Source organism: Pseudomonas sp. Pseusp49 (genome assembly GCF_059491875.1).
Map to the genome: position 1 here is coordinate 5,613,167 of NZ_CP168514.1, position 15,862 is coordinate 5,629,028.

General features: G+C 59.4%; 15 protein-coding genes. 4 read left to right on the forward strand and 11 right to left on the reverse strand.

Annotated elements, in window-relative coordinates; translation table 11 throughout:
* Nucleotides 1-94 precede the first annotated feature (94 nt).
* On the forward strand, nucleotides 95-1,294 hold the full coding sequence (locus tag ACEN83_RS24940; RefSeq protein WP_495578700.1) for a CaiB/BaiF CoA transferase family protein: 1,200 nt from the start codon (nucleotides 95-97) through the stop codon (nucleotides 1,292-1,294).
* Complete coding sequence (locus ACEN83_RS24945) at nucleotides 1,248-2,216, forward strand: TIGR02285 family protein (protein ID WP_495578701.1); 969 nt, start codon at nucleotides 1,248-1,250, stop codon at nucleotides 2,214-2,216. The genes ACEN83_RS24940 and ACEN83_RS24945 overlap by 47 nt, the downstream gene beginning before the upstream one ends.
* Nucleotides 2,217-2,386: 170 nt before the next feature.
* On the opposite strand, the gene ACEN83_RS24950 is transcribed toward ACEN83_RS24945, so the two are convergent.
* From ACEN83_RS24950 to xerD, 6 genes are all read right to left on the reverse strand, one after another.
* Nucleotides 2,387-2,674 (reverse strand): DUF3509 domain-containing protein, encoded by a 288-nt coding sequence (locus ACEN83_RS24950; RefSeq protein WP_007971293.1) that lies wholly within the window; start codon nucleotides 2,672-2,674, stop codon nucleotides 2,387-2,389.
* A 161-nt stretch (nucleotides 2,675-2,835) separates the two neighbouring features.
* Nucleotides 2,836-4,191, reverse strand: a complete 1,356-nt coding sequence (locus ACEN83_RS24955; RefSeq protein ID WP_495578702.1) for a transporter substrate-binding domain-containing protein — start codon at nucleotides 4,189-4,191, stop codon at nucleotides 2,836-2,838.
* A gap of 119 nt (nucleotides 4,192-4,310) precedes the next feature.
* Nucleotides 4,311-5,720 (reverse strand): threonine synthase, encoded by a 1,410-nt coding sequence (gene thrC, locus ACEN83_RS24960; protein ID WP_007971289.1) that lies wholly within the window; start codon nucleotides 5,718-5,720, stop codon nucleotides 4,311-4,313.
* A 104-nt stretch (nucleotides 5,721-5,824) separates the two neighbouring features.
* Entirely contained in the window at nucleotides 5,825-7,129 is a 1,305-nt protein-coding gene (locus tag ACEN83_RS24965) for a homoserine dehydrogenase (protein ID WP_495578703.1), read from the reverse strand.
* A 133-nt stretch (nucleotides 7,130-7,262) separates the two neighbouring features.
* Nucleotides 7,263-7,994 carry a bifunctional protein-disulfide isomerase/oxidoreductase DsbC gene (gene dsbC / locus ACEN83_RS24970; RefSeq protein WP_007971283.1) on the reverse strand — a complete coding sequence of 244 codons (732 nt, stop codon included), beginning with the start codon at nucleotides 7,992-7,994 and terminating at the stop codon, nucleotides 7,263-7,265.
* A gap of 252 nt (nucleotides 7,995-8,246) precedes the next feature.
* Nucleotides 8,247-9,143, reverse strand: a complete 897-nt coding sequence (gene xerD / locus ACEN83_RS24975) for a site-specific tyrosine recombinase XerD (protein WP_495578704.1) — start codon at nucleotides 9,141-9,143, stop codon at nucleotides 8,247-8,249.
* 107 nt (nucleotides 9,144-9,250) lie between these two features.
* On the opposite strand from xerD, the gene ACEN83_RS24980 reads away from it, so the two are divergent.
* On the forward strand, nucleotides 9,251-11,062 hold the full coding sequence (locus ACEN83_RS24980) for a cation:proton antiporter (protein WP_495578705.1): 1,812 nt from the start codon (nucleotides 9,251-9,253) through the stop codon (nucleotides 11,060-11,062).
* Between the two features lie 198 nt (nucleotides 11,063-11,260).
* Here the strand turns inward: ACEN83_RS24980 and rplS are convergent, their stop codons facing one another.
* The 5 genes from rplS to ffh form a co-directional block, all read right to left on the reverse strand.
* Complete coding sequence (gene rplS, locus ACEN83_RS24985; RefSeq protein ID WP_003175895.1) at nucleotides 11,261-11,611, reverse strand: 50S ribosomal protein L19; 351 nt, start codon at nucleotides 11,609-11,611, stop codon at nucleotides 11,261-11,263.
* A gap of 45 nt (nucleotides 11,612-11,656) precedes the next feature.
* Complete coding sequence (gene trmD / locus ACEN83_RS24990) at nucleotides 11,657-12,409, reverse strand: tRNA (guanosine(37)-N1)-methyltransferase TrmD (RefSeq protein WP_007897583.1); 753 nt, start codon at nucleotides 12,407-12,409, stop codon at nucleotides 11,657-11,659.
* Between the two features lie 2 nt (nucleotides 12,410-12,411).
* Nucleotides 12,412-12,948 carry a ribosome maturation factor RimM gene (gene rimM, locus ACEN83_RS24995; RefSeq protein WP_007972729.1) on the reverse strand — a complete coding sequence of 179 codons (537 nt, stop codon included), beginning with the start codon at nucleotides 12,946-12,948 and terminating at the stop codon, nucleotides 12,412-12,414.
* Nucleotides 12,949-12,953: 5 nt separating this feature from the next.
* Nucleotides 12,954-13,205 (reverse strand): 30S ribosomal protein S16, encoded by a 252-nt coding sequence (gene rpsP, locus ACEN83_RS25000; protein WP_007972721.1) that lies wholly within the window; start codon nucleotides 13,203-13,205, stop codon nucleotides 12,954-12,956.
* Nucleotides 13,206-13,455: 250 nt separating this feature from the next.
* Nucleotides 13,456-14,832, reverse strand: coding sequence for a signal recognition particle protein (ffh, locus tag ACEN83_RS25005; RefSeq protein WP_007972719.1), 1,377 nt, complete (start codon nucleotides 14,830-14,832; stop codon nucleotides 13,456-13,458).
* Nucleotides 14,833-15,042: 210 nt separating this feature from the next.
* On the opposite strand from ffh, the gene ACEN83_RS25010 reads away from it, so the two are divergent.
* On the forward strand, nucleotides 15,043-15,855 hold the full coding sequence (locus ACEN83_RS25010; protein WP_495578706.1) for a cytochrome C assembly family protein: 813 nt from the start codon (nucleotides 15,043-15,045) through the stop codon (nucleotides 15,853-15,855).
* The last annotated feature ends 7 nt before the right edge of the window (nucleotides 15,856-15,862 follow it).

The following is a 15,862-nucleotide window of genomic DNA, read 5'->3' on the forward strand; positions in this document are numbered from 1 at the left end:
AATCAACGAATTGAAGGTGATCAACCTGAAGCGCCTGACAGTCGGCTATGTTAAAACGCTGTATTCGCCCATCCCTTGTCCAGCAGGATCCCGCATGCCGTTCACCGCCAAACCGCTTTCCGGTCTGAAAGTCATCGAATTGGGCACCTTGATTGCCGGCCCGTTTGCTTCGCGCATTTGCGCTGAATTCGGTGCCGATGTGATCAAGGTCGAATCCCCGGACGGCGGTGATCCATTGCGCAAATGGCGCAAATTGTATGAAGGCACTTCGTTGTGGTGGTTTGTCCAGGCGCGCAACAAAAAGTCCCTGACCCTCAATCTCAAGCACCCCGACGGTCAGGCGATCCTGAAACAGTTGCTCGGTGAAGCCGACATTCTGATCGAGAACTTTCGTCCCGGCGTCCTGGAAAAACTCGGCCTGGGCTGGGACGTCCTGCACGCCTTGAACCCGAAACTGGTCATGGTACGGCTGTCGGGTTTCGGCCAGACCGGCCCGATGAAAGACCAGCCCGGCTTTGGCGCGGTCGGTGAGTCCATGGGCGGCCTGCGCTACATCACCGGCTTCGAAGACCGGCCACCGGTGCGCACCGGCATTTCCATCGGTGACTCGATTGCCGCGCTCTGGGGCGTGATCGGCGCATTGATGGCCCTGCGTCATCGCGAGGTCAACGGCGGCCAGGGGCAAGTGGTGGACGTGGCGCTGTACGAAGCCATCTTCGCCATGATGGAAAGCATGGTCCCGGAATTCGACGTGTTCGGCTTTATCCGCGAACGCACGGGCAATATCATGCCGGGCATCACCCCGTCCTCGATCCACACCAGCGCCGACGGCAAGCACGTGCAGATCGGCGCCAATGGCGACGCCATTTTCAAACGTTTCATGCTGATCATTGGCCGGGAAGACCTCGCCAATGACCCTCTGCTTGCCAGCAACGATGGTCGTGATGCGCGGCGCGACGAGCTCTATGGCGTCATCGATCGCTGGGTCAATTCGCTGCCGCTGGACAGGGTGCTGGCGCTGCTCAATCAGGCCGACGTGCCGGCCAGCCGGATCTTCAGCGCCGAAGATATGTTCAATGACCCTCAGTACCTGGCGCGTGAAATGTTCCTGCAGGCCAAACTGCCGGACGGTAAAGACTTCAAGATGCCGGGAATCGTGCCGAAACTCTCAGAGACACCCGGTGAATGTGAATGGGTCGGGCCACAACTGGGTGAGCACAACGCACAGGTACTCCAGGAACTTGGCTATGACGCGACGCAGATCGCACAGTTGCGCAAAGACGGAGCCATCTGAGCTGAGGCGACTGCCTGCATGGGCCATTCGGTACTGCCGGTCTCGGGCCGGTTGCTTGCTTTGCGTGCTGGCGACCTTGCTCCTGCTCATTGAACCGGTCCCGTCAGCCCTGGCGCAATCCAGGGAAACCCTGATCTGGCTCAAACGCGACCTGCCGCCGTTGACGATCTTCGACGGACCGAAAAAGGGCCAGGGCGTCATCGATCAACTGCTTCCCCTGTTGATTGCCGGCATGCCGCAGTACCAGCACAGCGTGATGAGGGTCAATCGTGCGCGTGGCCTGCAAATGCTTCACGAACCGTCCCTCGTCTGCGACGCGGCGCTGAACTGGAGCAAGGAACGGGAACAGTGGATCGCCTTTTCCATCCCGGTCTTCCGTGCCATGAGCAATGGCCTGGCCGTGCGGCGCGCTGACCAGAAGGTACTGGCCCCCTTTATCAAAGATGGCGAAGTGGACCTCGCAAAGTTGCTCGCCAGCGGCAACGAAAAACTGGGGATCGTCGCCGAGCGCAATTACGGCGAATACCTCGACGGGTTGCTCAAGCAAGCACCCGCCGACGTGCTGACACCTCATTATGGCGACGACGCCTTGGGCAGCCTCCTGCAAATGCAGCGCCTTGGGCGTTTGCGCCTGCTGCTGGGCTATCGCCCGGAGATCCGCTACCAGGCTTCGCTGCAAGGTATCGCCGAGGATGAATTGCAGTTCTATCCAATCCGGGGCACGGGCAAATACCTGTCCGGCTACATCGGTTGCACCGACACGCCAAAGGGCCGACAGGCCATTGTCGAAATCAATCAGGTGCTGCGTACCCTGCCCCGCGAGCGCCTGGACGAGGCCTATGCCGCCTGGCTGGATCCGCAAAGCCGCAGTGAATACCTGAAAGACACCAAGGCGTTTTTCGACAATCTGGCGCAGCCATGATCAATCCCGGGCAAAAAGAAACCCCGAGAAGTGGGGAAACGACTCGGGGTTAAACGTGGTCTGCTTGGAGACCAGTAGCAGCAAGCTACAAGCACCGGAGCACAATGCTTGATCCTGCTGTTACAAAGTCTGACTGACCTGGGCGTGGGAAGGTTCCCACAAAAATCCGTTCAATTGCGGCTGGCCAGAAGCTTGTCCCGGGCAGCATTACGCAATGCCGCAATGACACAAGGCTCAAGGCGACCTTCAGCGATCAGCACGTCGCGATGCAAACCATCGACCACATCCGTCAGCAGGCGCTTGTCATTCAACTGGGCCTGATTGAACTCGCGCTCGACCACGGTCGCGCCGATAGCATTTTTCAGGGTCACCCGACATTCGCCACGAATGCCTGACGGGGTCAATGTGACCTGATACGGGCTCAGCGCTTCACCGAGCAACAGACTGATACTTTCCATCCCGATCACCACTCATTAGTCCGAAAACAACGTGCCAGGGGCATGCCTGTAACAGATGACCACTTGCCCGAGAAGAAAGTTCTGGAGACTGACTGCAGGCGAACCTGCCGTGCAGTCAAGAGAGCATGCACGGCGAACATGACAGAGAAAAAACCCGGCCGTCACGTTTGTCGGGTACGCCGGGCGATGTCGGCCCAGCCTCCCAACAAGCCTTTCATCTGGCCATCCGCCGTGTAAAACGGCACGGTCCACTGGTAGATATCCCGGACACCCTCCTTGAACAGCAATTGACGTTCGAAGAAGCGCGTCCTGCGCGTACTCAACTGCGCCATGAACTCGGCATGCAACAGTTCCGCGGTTTGTCTGGGCATGACATCGACCTCGACCAACTGCCGCCCCTGCATCCGGTCAAAACGTGTCGACAAGGCGTCCTCATAACTTTTGTTGCACATGATCAAGCGCCCTTGCAGGTCACGGACAAACATCGGGTCGGGCATGGCATCCATCAGGGCATGCTGGAATGCAAGCTGATCGCGCAGGCTCCTTTGGGCCTCGACCCGCTGCCTGACGACCACCGCCAACCGTCGGTTCCAGAGCAGGGACAACAGGCCGAACAGGCTGAGTACAAACATGCCCCAGCAGACCCACTGGTCAAGCCGCTGCCAGAGGCCAGGCGCCTGTACCGTGGTAGCACCACCGAACCACTTGCGGCGAAGATCGCGCAACTCCTGAGCAGGAAAGGCCTCAAGCGCCTTGTTGAGGATGCTCAACAACTGCGGCTGACCTTTGCGCACCGCCAGATAATCCGCATCCCATTTGTCCGGCACCGTAGCTCCGATCTGCAGTCGGCCCGACGGAAAAAGCCGGGCGCCGATTTCGCTTTCGATGGTGGCATAGGCTTCGCCGCTTTCAACCCAGGCATGGGCTTCGGCGTAGGTTTTGACCGAACGCAATTCGATGGACGGAAAATCGCGACGGATCATCGCTTCCAGTGCATGTCGGGTCGGCAGCACCAATACCCGCTTCGCCAGATCCTCCAGCGACTGCACCGGCGGTGCCCCGGCCAACCCGACAAAGACCCATCCTGCACCGCCGTACGCATGGCTGAAATCGAGAAACGTCCGGCGTTCGTCATTCATTGACAGCGTGGTGCTCAAATCCGCCGCGCCGCTTTCCAGACGAGCCAGCATCTGATCAACGGAAAAAGACTCTTCGTAAACGAACTGCAACCCCGTCATGTCACTGATGCGCTTGAGCAGGTCACTGTTCAGGCCCGTCCATTGCCCATGCTCATCCTTGAACTGGTACAACGGGTATTCCAGCGCCGTGACCACGACCCGTGGATGGCTGGCTATCCACTGCAGCTCCTGCTCATCCAGCACGACCGCTGAACTGGCAGCAGCCTTCCCACGCTCCTGAATCGATGCAGGGCTTGCCCCTCCCCATTCGACGACTCCCACGATGCAGAATAAAACCAGCCAGCGCGCGACTGGCTTGAACACACTTGTAAACCGCATTCCCATGTCCTTGGTGATCCACTCGCCTGTCCCTTCGCGGCGAGAACACGACAAGTGTGCATGCAGAAATGAAAAAGCCCGTCAGGAGACGGGCTTCAAAATGTAACAGCGCTGACCGTTTACAACGGCTTGCCACGGTTGCCATGCTGGCTGACAAAGGCCTGCACGGCCTTCAGGTCATTTGGCAATACGGTGCAACGTTCGTCTCGCTCAAACAAATCAGAAAGATGTACGGGCAGTTCGAGCGCTTTTCCTACACCGGCTTTTTCCACGGCGTCCGGGAATTTGACCGGGTGGGCGGTACCCAGGATCACCATTGGAATGTCCAGACTACGGCGGCATTCGCGTGCAGCTTTCACCCCGATGGCCGTGTGCGGGTCGAGCACTTCACCGGTCTGCTCGTAGACTTCGGCGATGGTTTCGCAGGTTTGCGCATCATCCACAGCCAACGAGTCAAACAACTTGCGGGCTTCGGTCCAGCGCTCTTGCTCGACGCTGAAACCTCCGCCCTGCTTGAACGAATCCATCAGGCCGGCGATTGCCGCGCCGTTGCGGCCATGCAGGTCGAACAGCAGGCGTTCGAAGTTCGACGACACCATGATGTCCATGGACGGCGACAGCGTGGCGTGCAGGGTTTCCTTGACGTACTGATTGCCGCTCATGAAGCGGTGCAGGATGTCGTTGCGGTTGGTGGCGACGATCAACTGGTTGATCGGCAGGCCCATGTTGCGTGCCAGGTAACCGGCGAAGATGTCGCCGAAGTTGCCGGTCGGAACCGAGAACGCCACCGAGCGCGCCGGGCCGCCCAACTGCAGGGCTGCGTGGAAGTAGTAAACGATCTGGGCCATGATCCGCGCCCAGTTGATCGAGTTCACGGCGACCAGGCGAGTGCCCTTGAGGAAGCCCTGGTCGGCAAAGCTGGCCTTGACCATTTCCTGACAGTCATCGAAGTTGCCTTCGATGGCGATGTTGTGGATGTTCTCACCGAAGATGGTGGTCATCTGCCGACGTTGCACCTCGGACACGCGGTTGTGCGGGTGCAGGATGAAGATGTCGACGTTTTCGCAGTGCTTGCAGCCTTCGATGGCAGCCGAACCGGTGTCACCGGAGGTGGCACCGACGATCACCACGCGCTCGCCGCGCTTTTCCAGCACGTAGTCGAGCAGGCGACCAAGCAGTTGCAGGGCGAAGTCCTTGAACGCCAGGGTCGGGCCGTGGAACAGCTCCAGCACCCATTCGTTGCCGTTCAGCTGACGCAGCGGCGCGACGGCGCTGTGGGCGAACACACCGTAGGTTTCTTCAAGGATTTTCTTGAAATCAGCGTCTGGAATGCTGCCGGTGACAAACGGGCGCATGACTCGGAAGGCCAGTTCGTGATACGGCAGGCCGGCCCAGGAAGCGATTTCCTCCTGGGTGAAACGTGGCAGGTTTTCCGGGACGTACAGACCGCCGTCGGTGGCAAGGCCTGCCAGCAGGACGTCTTCGAAATTCAGGGCCGGTGCCTGGCCGCGGGTACTGATGTAGCGCATAGGGGCAAACCTTCGGTTTGAGCTTCAAGCTTCAAGTTTCAAGCTGCAAGTAAAAGCCGAACTGCTTTCAACTTGCCGCTTGAAGCTTGCCGCTTGCCGCTGTGTTAATTCAAATGTTCGACGCGAATCCGGACTACCGGTCCAACCACACCCTGGAGAGCCTCCAGTGCCTGAATGGCATCGTTGATGTGCTGCTCCAGCACGCGGTGGGTCAGCAGGATCATCGGCACCAGGCCGTCGTGCTCCTCGGCTTCCTTCTGCATGATCGACTCGATGTTGATGCCGCGCTCCGAGAGGATGCTCGCGACCTGAGCCAATACGCCCGGATGGTCCTTGGCCTGAATGCGCAGGTAATAGGCGCTTTCACAGGCTTCGATCGGCAGGATCGGGTGAGCCGACAGCGAATCCGGCTGGAACGCCAGGTGCGGCACGCGGTTCTCCGGATCGGACGTCATGGCACGGACCACGTCCACCAGGTCGGCGATCACCGACGAAGCGGTCGGCTCCATGCCGGCACCGGCACCATAGAACAGGGTCGAACCGGCGGCGTCGCCATTGACCATCACTGCGTTCATCACGCCGTTGACGTTGGCGATCAGGCGATCGGCCGGGATCAGCGTTGGGTGCACGCGCAGCTCGATACCGGCCGCGGTGCTGCGCGCCACGCCCAGGTGCTTGATGCGGTAACCCAGCGCTTCGGCGTAGTTCACGTCAGCGGTGGTCAGCTTGGTGATCCCTTCGGTGTAAGCCTTGTCGAATTGCAGCGGGATACCGAATGCGATGGACGCCAGGATCGTCAGCTTGTGAGCAGCGTCGACTCCCTCAACGTCGAAGGTCGGATCGGCTTCGGCGTACCCCAGAGCCTGGGCTTCGGCCAATACGTCCTCGAAGGTGCGACCCTTCTCGCGCATTTCCGTCAGGATGAAGTTGCCGGTGCCGTTGATGATGCCGGCCACCCAGTTGATACGGTTGGCGGACAGGCCTTCGCGGATCGCCTTGATCACCGGAATGCCACCAGCCACCGCCGCTTCGAACGCAACGATCACGCCTTTCTCGCGTGCCTTGGCGAAAATTTCATTACCGTGAACAGCAATAAGCGCCTTGTTCGCGGTGACCACATGCTTGCCATTCTCGATGGCCTTGAGTACCAGCTCGCGGGCAACGGTGTAGCCGCCCATCAGCTCTATAACGATGTCGATCTCAGGGTTCGTGGCCACTTCGAAGACATCGTTGGTAATCGCAATACCGGTCGTTTGGAACTGAGGCTTTGGCGTGCGAATGGCAATTTGTGCCACTTCGATCCCACGCCCGGCACGACGAGCAATTTCCTCGGCGTTGCGCTGAAGTACGTTGAAGGTACCGCCACCGACGGTCCCTAACCCACAGATGCCTACTTTGACCGGTTTCACTGTGAACTCCCCATAAAACGGCCGACTCAAGGCCGGCCGTGAAAACAGCCGCATGCTCGCGGCTCTCTATTAATGGCCCGGCGATGTCGCTGCCGGACCATGATCGTCAATGGCTGCCCGTGACGATGCGAATTTACTTCGCGCCCAGCGCCAGTTTGGCGACTTGTGGCGCAGGCTGGTAGCCCGGAATGACCTGTCCGTCGGCCAAAACGATGGCCGGTGTGCCGTTCACGCCAATCGACTGGCCAAGAGCGAACTGCTTGGAAACCGGGTTATCGCACTTGGCGGCCTTGATTTCCTTGCCGTCGACCATTTTGTCCATGGCCGCTTTCTTGTCTTTCGAGCACCACACGGCTTGCAGCTGCTCATCACCCGGCGAGCCCAGGCCCTGGCGCGGGAACGCGACGTAACGCACTTCGATGCCGCGCTTGTTCAGCTCCGGCACTTCGGCGTGGAGCTTGTGGCAGTACGGGCAGGTGGTATCGGTGAATACGGTGATGTGCGACTTGGTTTCGCCAATGGCCGGGTACACCACGGTTTCCGCAACAGGAATATCGTTGATCAGCTTGGAGATGCCCAGGCGCTCGGTCTTCTCGGTCAGGTTGACCGGCTTGCCGTCCTTGAGATCGAACAGGTAGCCCTGCACCACGTACTGGCCGTCGGCGCTGGCGTACAGCACACGGCTGCCCTTGAGCTTGACTTCGTACAGGCCCGGCAACGGACTGGCGGTGATGGTCTCTACCGGCACTTCGAGCTGGAGGTTTTCCAGGCTTTTACGAATGGCTTTGTCGGCCGCGTCATCGGCGACGGCAAAGGTGCTGACCAACGCAATGGCTGCAGCGGCGAAAATCTGGGTCAGACGCATGAGAACTCCTGAAGGCGAACATATGGGACGATCAGAACGCCCGTGCCGAAACACCGGGTCATAACCGCCCATCGTGCAAACCGGCCAAGCCTATCACATAAGGTTCGCATGACCGAATGCGCCTGACGCAAGACATTTTGACCTCGACACATGAGGCTCTCTGTAGGAGCTGCCGAAGGCTGCGATCTTTTGATTTGTTTTTTTCAAGATCAAAAGATCGCAGCCTTCGGCAGCTCCTACAGGGGAACACCGTCATCCGCGCGGATGATGTTTGGCGTGAAGGTCTTGCAAGCGGGCGCGGGCGACGTGCGTGTAAATCTGGGTAGTCGACAGATCGCTGTGGCCAAGGAGCATCTGCACCACCCGTAAATCGGCGCCATGGTTGAGCAGATGCGTGGCGAAGGCATGGCGCAACGTGTGCGGCGACAGCGACTTGCCAATCCCGGCGACCTTGGCCTGATGCTTGATCCGGTGCCAGAAGGTCTGGCGGGTCATTTGCTCGCCACGCTGACTAGGGAACAACACATCGCTGGGACGCCCGCCAAGCAGTTCGCTGCGGGCATCGCGCATATAGCGCTCGACCCAGACAATCGCCTCCTCGCCCATCGGCACCAACCGCTCCTTGCTGCCCTTGCCCATCACCCGCAACACGCCTTGACGCAAATTGACCTGCTCCAGCGTCAGACTGATCAGCTCGGTCACCCGCAAGCCGCAGGCATACAGCACTTCAAGCATGGCCCGATCACGCTGACCGATGGCTTCGCTCAAGTCCGGCGCCGCCAGCAGCGCTTCGACGTCGGCCTCTGACAAGGATTTCGGCAATGGCCTGCCGAGCTGCGGCATATCAACCCGTAACGTTGGATCGACGGCGATCATCTTTTCCCGCAACAGATAGCGATAGAAGCCACGCACCCCCGAGAGAAATCGCGCAGTGGACCGAGGCTTGTAGTTTTGCTCCAGGCGCCACGCCAGGTGGTCGAGTATCAACTCGCGCCCGGCATTGACCAGCTCCAGTCCTTTGTCCTGTAACCAGCCGTTGAACAGCGCCAGGTCACTGCGATAGGCATTGCGGGTGTTATCGGAAAGGCCCTTCTCCAGCCACAAGGCATCGAGAAATTGGTCTATCAGCGGGTGATCGATGGCAGGCATGGGCACTCAAATCACGCAGCCTTGAGACTGCGCACAAAATTAGAAACAGACATGGAAACGGCCGCTAGTCTTTCATAGGCCGCCAAATCAAGGAACAGGGAGCAGCAATGAGCGAACAGCAGATCTTACTGGCATTGGGTGGAATCGGTGCGGCGGCGCTGCTCTGTCAATGGCTGGCCTGGCGCCTGAAACTGCCGGCGATCCTTTTCCTGCTGTTGACCGGCATTCTGGTCGGCCCCGTGCTGCACTTGCTCGACCCTCAGGAAATGTTCGGGCCATTGCTGATGCCGCTGGTGTCCCTGGCAGTGGCGCTGATCCTCTTCGAAGGCAGCCTGACCCTGCACTTGTCCGAATGGCGCGAGATCGGCAGCGTCGTCCACCGCCTGGTCACGATTGGCGCGCTCTCCACATGGGCGGTCATTGCGCTCGCCACTCACTGGCTACTGGGTTTCGACTGGATGCTCGCCATCCTGTTCGGCAGCCTGACCCTGGTGACCGGGCCGACCGTGATCGTACCGATGCTGCGTGTCGTGCGACCGAAAGCCTCGATTGCCAACATCCTGCGCTGGGAAGGCATTGTCATCGATCCCATCGGCGCACTGCTGGCGGTGGTCGTCTATAGCTTCATCATCGCCAGCGCCGAAGGTAACGGGCTCAAGGAAAGTCTGCTGACCTTCGGCGGCGTAATCTTGTGTGGCAGCCTCTTCGGCATTTTTGGCGGCTGGTTGCTGGGCACCCTGATTCGTCGTCAGTGGTTGCCGGAATACCTGCACAACCTGGCAGCGCTTGCGGCAGTGCTGGGCATTTTCATTGCGTCCAACGAAGTCACCCACGAATCCGGACTGCTCGCCGTGACACTGATGGGCATGTGGCTGGCGAACATGAAAGGCGTCGACGTGCGGCACATCCTGCACTTCAAGGAAAACCTCAGCGTATTGCTAATCTCCGGCCTGTTCATTCTGCTGGCGGCACGACTGGACCTGAACGCCATGATCGGCCTCGGGCCACTGGTGCTGATTTTGTTGCTGGTCATTCAGTTCATCGCCCGCCCATTGAATGTGTTGCTGAGCACGGCGGGCTCCAGCCTGGGTTGGCGCGAACGGGCGCTGCTGGCGTGGATCGCCCCGCGGGGCATTGTGGCAGCGGCGGTGTCGGCAATCTTCGCCATCCGCCTGCATGAGGCCGGTCATCAGGGGGCACTGCTGCTGGTGCCGCTCACCTTTGCGGTGATCATCGGCACGGTGGTGTTGCAAAGCGCGACGGCACGACCGCTGGCACGCCTGCTGAAGGTGGCGGAACCGGCACCGAGCGGCTTCCTGATCATCGGCGCCAACGGACCCGCTCGCACACTGGGCAAGGCCCTGCAGCAACTGGGCAGTCGCGTACTGTTGACAGATTCGAGCTGGGAAAACATTCGCGCAGCCCGGATGGAAGGCTTGCCGACCTATTTTGGCAATCCGGCGTCGCAACATGCCGATGCGCACCTGGACCTGGTCGGCCTCGGGCACTTGCTGGCGCTGTCACCCTCCGGTGAAATGAACACCCTGGCGCTGATGCGCTTTCGTCATGAACTGGGCCATCAGCGCATGTTCGGCCTGGGTAGCGGCCAGGAAAGCCGTCGCACCGACAAGCATCGCACCAGCCTGGAACATCGCGGCAATCAACTGGGCAGCGAAGCGCTGACCTACGCCAAACTCGCCAGCCAGTTGAGCCAGGGGGCCGAACTGTACAGCACAACATTGACGGATGGCTTCGGCTGGGATGATTACCAGGCACTGCATGGTGAGCGAGCGACGTTGCTGTTCGTGCGCGATGACAGCGGTTGGGTGCATGTGGTGACGCCGGAGAGCACGATCAAGCCCGCGGCGGGCTGGACGTTGTTGGCGTTGATTCAGCCGGAGACTGTTGGCGCCGGCTAAATCCCATCGCGAGCAAGCTCACTCCCACAATGATCTTTAGTGCTCACAGATATTGCGCTCACTGAAGATCCACTGTGGGAGCTTGCTCGCGATGGCCGCGACTCGGTCTTGCGTCAGGCCATGAACCGGAGAACTCATTAAATCGCAGACAACAAAAAAGCAGCCCGCAGGCTGCTTTTTTTGCATCGGAAGCTGGACTTAAGCCAGTTTTTCCTTGATGCGAGCTGCTTTACCCGACAGGTCGCGCAGGTAGTACAGCTTGGCTTTACGTACGTCACCGCGACGCTTGACAGCCATGCTGTCGATTTGCGGGGAGTAGGTCTGGAAAGTACGCTCTACGCCAACACCGTTGGAGATTTTACGAACGGTGAATGCACTGTTTACGCCGCGGTTACGCTTGGCGATAACAACACCTTCGAACGCTTGCAGACGCGAACGGTCGCCTTCCTTCACTTTCACCTGAACGACAATGGTGTCGCCCGGGGCAAAGGTAGGGATCTCTTTGGTCATCTGCTCTGCTTCGAGTGCAAGGATGATTTTGTTAGTCATGCTGTGCTCCTAAGGTAAATCGTCGGATCTACCATCGATACGTTGTTAACTATCGTCCCGCTCGCGGATGTATTCCTCGAGCAGCTTCTTCTCTTCTCCAGAAAGCGAGCGGCTTTCCAGAAGATCGGCGCGTCGTTCAAAGGTCCGACCAAGGGACTGCTGTAAACGCCAACGCCGGATGTGCGCGTGATTGCCACTTAGCAATACGTCGGGAACACGCTGATCCGCATACACCTCCGGTCGGGTGTAGTGCGGGCAATCCAGCAAACCATCCGTAAAGGAATCTTCCTCGGCGGAGTCCGCATGCCCTAAAGCTCCAGGCAGCAGTCGTGTAACCGCATCGATCAGGACCATCGCCGGCAGCTCGCCGCCAGACAGTACATAGTCGCCAATCGACCACTCTTCATCGACATGAGCATCAATAAAACGCTCGTCAATGCCTTCATAGCGGCCGGCAATCAGGATCAATGCATCCAGATTCGCCAACTCGCGTACCGCCGACTGAGTCAGTTGGCGGCCTTGGGGCGACAGGTAAATTACCTTCGCCGCCTCCCCGGCTGCTGCCTTGGCCTGAACCAGAGCATCTTCCAGGGGCTTGATCTTCATCACCATGCCCGGACCACCGCCAAACGGGCGATCGTCCACAGTGTGATGTCGATCCGTCGTGTAGTCTCGCGGATTCCAACAGGTGAGCTGCAAGAGCCCCTGTTTCACCGCACGACTGGTGATGCCGTACTCGCTGATGGCAGAGAACATCTCGGGAAACAGACTGATCACTTCTACGCGCAAGTTAGCCACGCTTAGAAATCCGCGTCCCAATCCACCTTCATCTCGCCTGCCGCCAGGTCGACAGCCAACACGCATTGCTCGGTATAGGGCAACAGGCGTTCGCGATCATCCAGGCTGCCAGCGCAAGGCTTGACCACCATGACATCGTTCGAGCCGGTCTCCAGCAGGTGATCGATCTTCCCGAACAGTTGTCCGAGGGTGTCGATGACCTTGAGACCTTCCAGCTGGTACCAGTAGTACTCGCCGTCGGTGAGTTCAGGGAACAGGTTGCGCGGCACGCAGATCTCATAACCGGCCAGAAGACGAGCTTCTTCACGATCATCGAGACCCTTGAGCTTTGCGACCAGGAACTTGTCATTCCCGCGTCCGCTGACCAGCTCTACCTGCTTTACATTGCCGTCACGCTTGAGCGTCCAGGTTTTGTAATCCAGCAGGTTCTTAATCGGATCAGTAAAGGAGTACACCTTCACTTCGCCGCGAACGCCGTGAACAGAATAAATCTTGCCGATAACGATCAAATCATCAGCAACAGCTGGCGTCGCGTTCATATTGCTCAGGCCGCAGCCTTAGCAGATTCCTTCAACAACTGAGCAACGCGCTCAGAAGGTTGTGCACCAACGCTCAGCCAGTAGGCTACGCGCTCTTGGTTCACGGACAGACGAACTTCCTGACCACGGGCAACAGGGTTGAAGTAGCCAACCTGTTCCTTGTGCGAACCGTCGCGCGGGTTGCGGCTGTCGGTTACGGTCAAGTGGTAAAACGGGCGCTTTTTGGAGCCGCCAAGGGCAAGACGGATTGTTAGCATGTGAACATCGTTCCTGTAGTCGGTGCTGCAAATCTAAAGGCACAGCGGGCATGGGTGCCCGAAAGGCCGCATATTCTAAGGAATATCCGGACTTTTGCAAATGACTTTTTCCGGCGGTCTATCGGCCGCCATGCAGATTTGCTATAGAGCCGTCGTTGAAAACGGCCGGTCAGCTCCCGCCAAGTGCGGGTTTGCTGTGTATCCCACGTCCGTGTGGGGCTGCGCCGACCTGATGGTCGGCGCGAATTCTTTACATCTTGGGCATGCCGCCGCCGGGTAACATTCCACCCATGCCGCGCATCATCTTGGCCATTCCGCCTTTTGCAGAGAATTTCTTCATCATCTTCTGCATCTGCTTGTGCTGCTTGATCAAGCGGCCGATGTCCTGCACCTGGGTGCCGGAACCCATGGCGATCCGGCGCTTGCGCGAACCGCTGATCATCTCGGGATCGCGGCGCTCGGCCGGGGTCATCGAGTTGATGATGGCTTCCATCTGCTTGAATTGTTTCTCTGCCGCACCCTGGGCGTTGCCCATTTGCGCCAGGTTCACGCCACCCATGTTCGGCAGCTTGTCCATGAGCCCGCCAAGGCCGCCCATGTTCTTCATCTGTTGCAGCTGATCGCGGAAGTCTTCGAGGTCGAAGCCCTTGCCCTTCTTCAGCTTCTTGGCCAGCTTGTCGGCCTTGTCCTTGTCGAGGGTCGCTTCCGCCTGCTCGATCAGGCTGAGCACGTCGCCCATGCCGAGGATGCGCGAGGCGATACGCTCAGGGTGGAACGGATCGAGCGCTTCGCTCTTCTCGCCCATACCGATGAACTTGATCGGCTTGCCGGTGATGGCGCGCACCGACAGCGCGGCACCGCCACGGGCGTCGCCGTCGACCTTGGTCAGGATCACGCCGGTCAGCGGCAATGCATCGCCGAAGGCCTTGGCCGTATTGGCGGCGTCCTGGCCGGTCATGGCGTCGACAACGAACAGGGTTTCGACCGGGTTGATCGCGGCGTGCAGGGCCTTGATCTCGCCCATCATCTCTTCATCGATGTGCAGGCGACCGGCGGTGTCGACGATGACCACGTCGATGAATTTGAGTTTTGCTTCCTTAATAGCCGCATTGGCGATGTCGACCGGCTTCTGGCTCAGGTCCGACGGGAAGAAGGTCACGCCGATGTCGTTGGCCAGGGTTTCCAGCTGCTTGATCGCCGCCGGACGGTAAACGTCGGCGGACACGACCATGACCGACTTCTTCTTGCGCTCTTTAAGGAAGCGCGCGAGCTTGCCGGCGGTGGTGGTTTTACCAGCGCCCTGCAAACCGGCCATGAGGATGACCGCTGGCGGCACTGCGCTCAGGTTCAGGTCTTCGTTGGCCGCGCCCATCAGGCTTTCGAGTTCGGCCTGGACGATTTTCACGAAGGCCTGGCCCGGCGTCAGGCTGCGCGACACCTCGGTACCGACGGCACGCTCCTTGACCGAATTGACGAAATCCTTGACCACCGGCAGGGCGACGTCGGCTTCGAGCAACGCCATGCGCACTTCACGCAGGGTGTCTTTGATGTTGTCTTCAGTCAGCTTGGCCTTGCCGGTGACATGGCGCAGCGTCTGCGAGAGACGTTCGGTTAAGTTTTCAAACATTGCGCGATCCTTTCAGGCCCTGTGTAGACCGGGATAATGGCGGCCCGGACCGGACTAAATGTGTGCTCGGCGAGCCTGCGGCGTGGGCAGGTCGCGGATTATAGCGAAGACTGGGGCTGGCGGACACCTCGCCGTCGGGTTGCGCGGTCTTTCGTGTGGCAGGGGTTCTATGCCAAACTCAGCGACTTTCGGGCTTGCCTAACAGGATTTATGCTCCCCTTGTCACCCAGCTTGCTAACTACCCTCGCCGCCGCCTGCTTGTATGCCGCTGCGACCATTTACCAGGGCACTCGCCTGGCGTCCGGCGCCAAGGTCAACAAACGCCTGCTGGTCATGCTCGGCGTGCTCGCCGTATTGGCCCACAGCGTCAGCCTGCTCACCCACCTGCTGACCCCGACCGGCCTGGCCCTGGACTTCTTCAGTGCCGCCAGCCTGATTGCCGTGGCAGTCATCGCATTGACCCTGCTGGCCTGCTCGCGGATTCCGGTGGAAAACCTGCTGGTCCTGCTGTTCCCGCTTGGGGCCTTGACCGTGATGCTGGCGCATTTTGCCCCCGCCGGCACGGTACAGGTCATCGATGAGGAGCCGGGCATCCTCGCCCACATCCTGCTTTCGATCCTGGCCTATGGCATGTTCACCATCGCGGTGTTCCAGTCCTTGCTGCTGCTGGTCCAGGACCACCAGCTCAAGCACAAGCATCCCTCCGGACTGATCAAGAACTTCCCGCCGCTGCAAACCATGGAAAGCCTGCTGTTCGGTTTTCTCTGGGCCGGCTGGACGCTGTTGTCAATGTCGCTGATTTCCGGCTGGCTGTTCGTCGAGAACCTGTTCGCCCAGCATCTGGTGCACAAAACCCTGCTGGCCTGCCTGGCCTGGGTCGTTTTCAGCGTGCTGCTGTGGGGGCGCAATCGCCTCGGCTGGCGCGGGCACAAAGCCATTCGCTGGACCCTGGCCGGCTTTTGCCTGCTGATGCTGGCGTATTTCGGCAGCAAGCTGGTTCGTGAATACATCCTGCATATCTGACGGGCGG

What these genes read in the sequence shown, in the direction of transcription:
- ACEN83_RS24940 (WP_495578700.1), top strand. Translation starts at nt 95, where the DNA reads ATGCCGTTCACCGCCAAACCGCTTTCCGGTCTGAAAGTCATCGAATTG.
- ACEN83_RS24945 (WP_495578701.1), top strand. Translation starts at nt 1,248, where the DNA reads ATGACGCGACGCAGATCGCACAGTTGCGCAAAGACGGAGCCATCTGAG.
- ACEN83_RS24950 (WP_007971293.1), bottom strand. Translation starts at nt 2,674, where the DNA reads ATGGAAAGTATCAGTCTGTTGCTCGGTGAAGCGCTGAGCCCGTATCAG.
- ACEN83_RS24955 (WP_495578702.1), bottom strand. Translation starts at nt 4,191, where the DNA reads ATGCGGTTTACAAGTGTGTTCAAGCCAGTCGCGCGCTGGCTGGTTTTA.
- thrC (WP_007971289.1), bottom strand. Translation starts at nt 5,720, where the DNA reads ATGCGCTACATCAGTACCCGCGGCCAGGCACCGGCCCTGAATTTCGAA.
- dsbC (WP_007971283.1), bottom strand. Translation starts at nt 7,994, where the DNA reads ATGCGTCTGACCCAGATTTTCGCCGCTGCAGCCATTGCGTTGGTCAGC.
- xerD (WP_495578704.1), bottom strand. Translation starts at nt 9,143, where the DNA reads ATGCCTGCCATCGATCACCCGCTGATAGACCAATTTCTCGATGCCTTG.
- ACEN83_RS24980 (WP_495578705.1), top strand. Translation starts at nt 9,251, where the DNA reads ATGAGCGAACAGCAGATCTTACTGGCATTGGGTGGAATCGGTGCGGCG.
- rplS (WP_003175895.1), bottom strand. Translation starts at nt 11,611, where the DNA reads ATGACTAACAAAATCATCCTTGCACTCGAAGCAGAGCAGATGACCAAA.
- rimM (WP_007972729.1), bottom strand. Translation starts at nt 12,948, where the DNA reads ATGAACGCGACGCCAGCTGTTGCTGATGATTTGATCGTTATCGGCAAG.
- rpsP (WP_007972721.1), bottom strand. Translation starts at nt 13,205, where the DNA reads ATGCTAACAATCCGTCTTGCCCTTGGCGGCTCCAAAAAGCGCCCGTTT.
- ffh (WP_007972719.1), bottom strand. Translation starts at nt 14,832, where the DNA reads ATGTTTGAAAACTTAACCGAACGTCTCTCGCAGACGCTGCGCCATGTC.
- ACEN83_RS25010 (WP_495578706.1), top strand. Translation starts at nt 15,043, where the DNA reads ATGCTCCCCTTGTCACCCAGCTTGCTAACTACCCTCGCCGCCGCCTGC.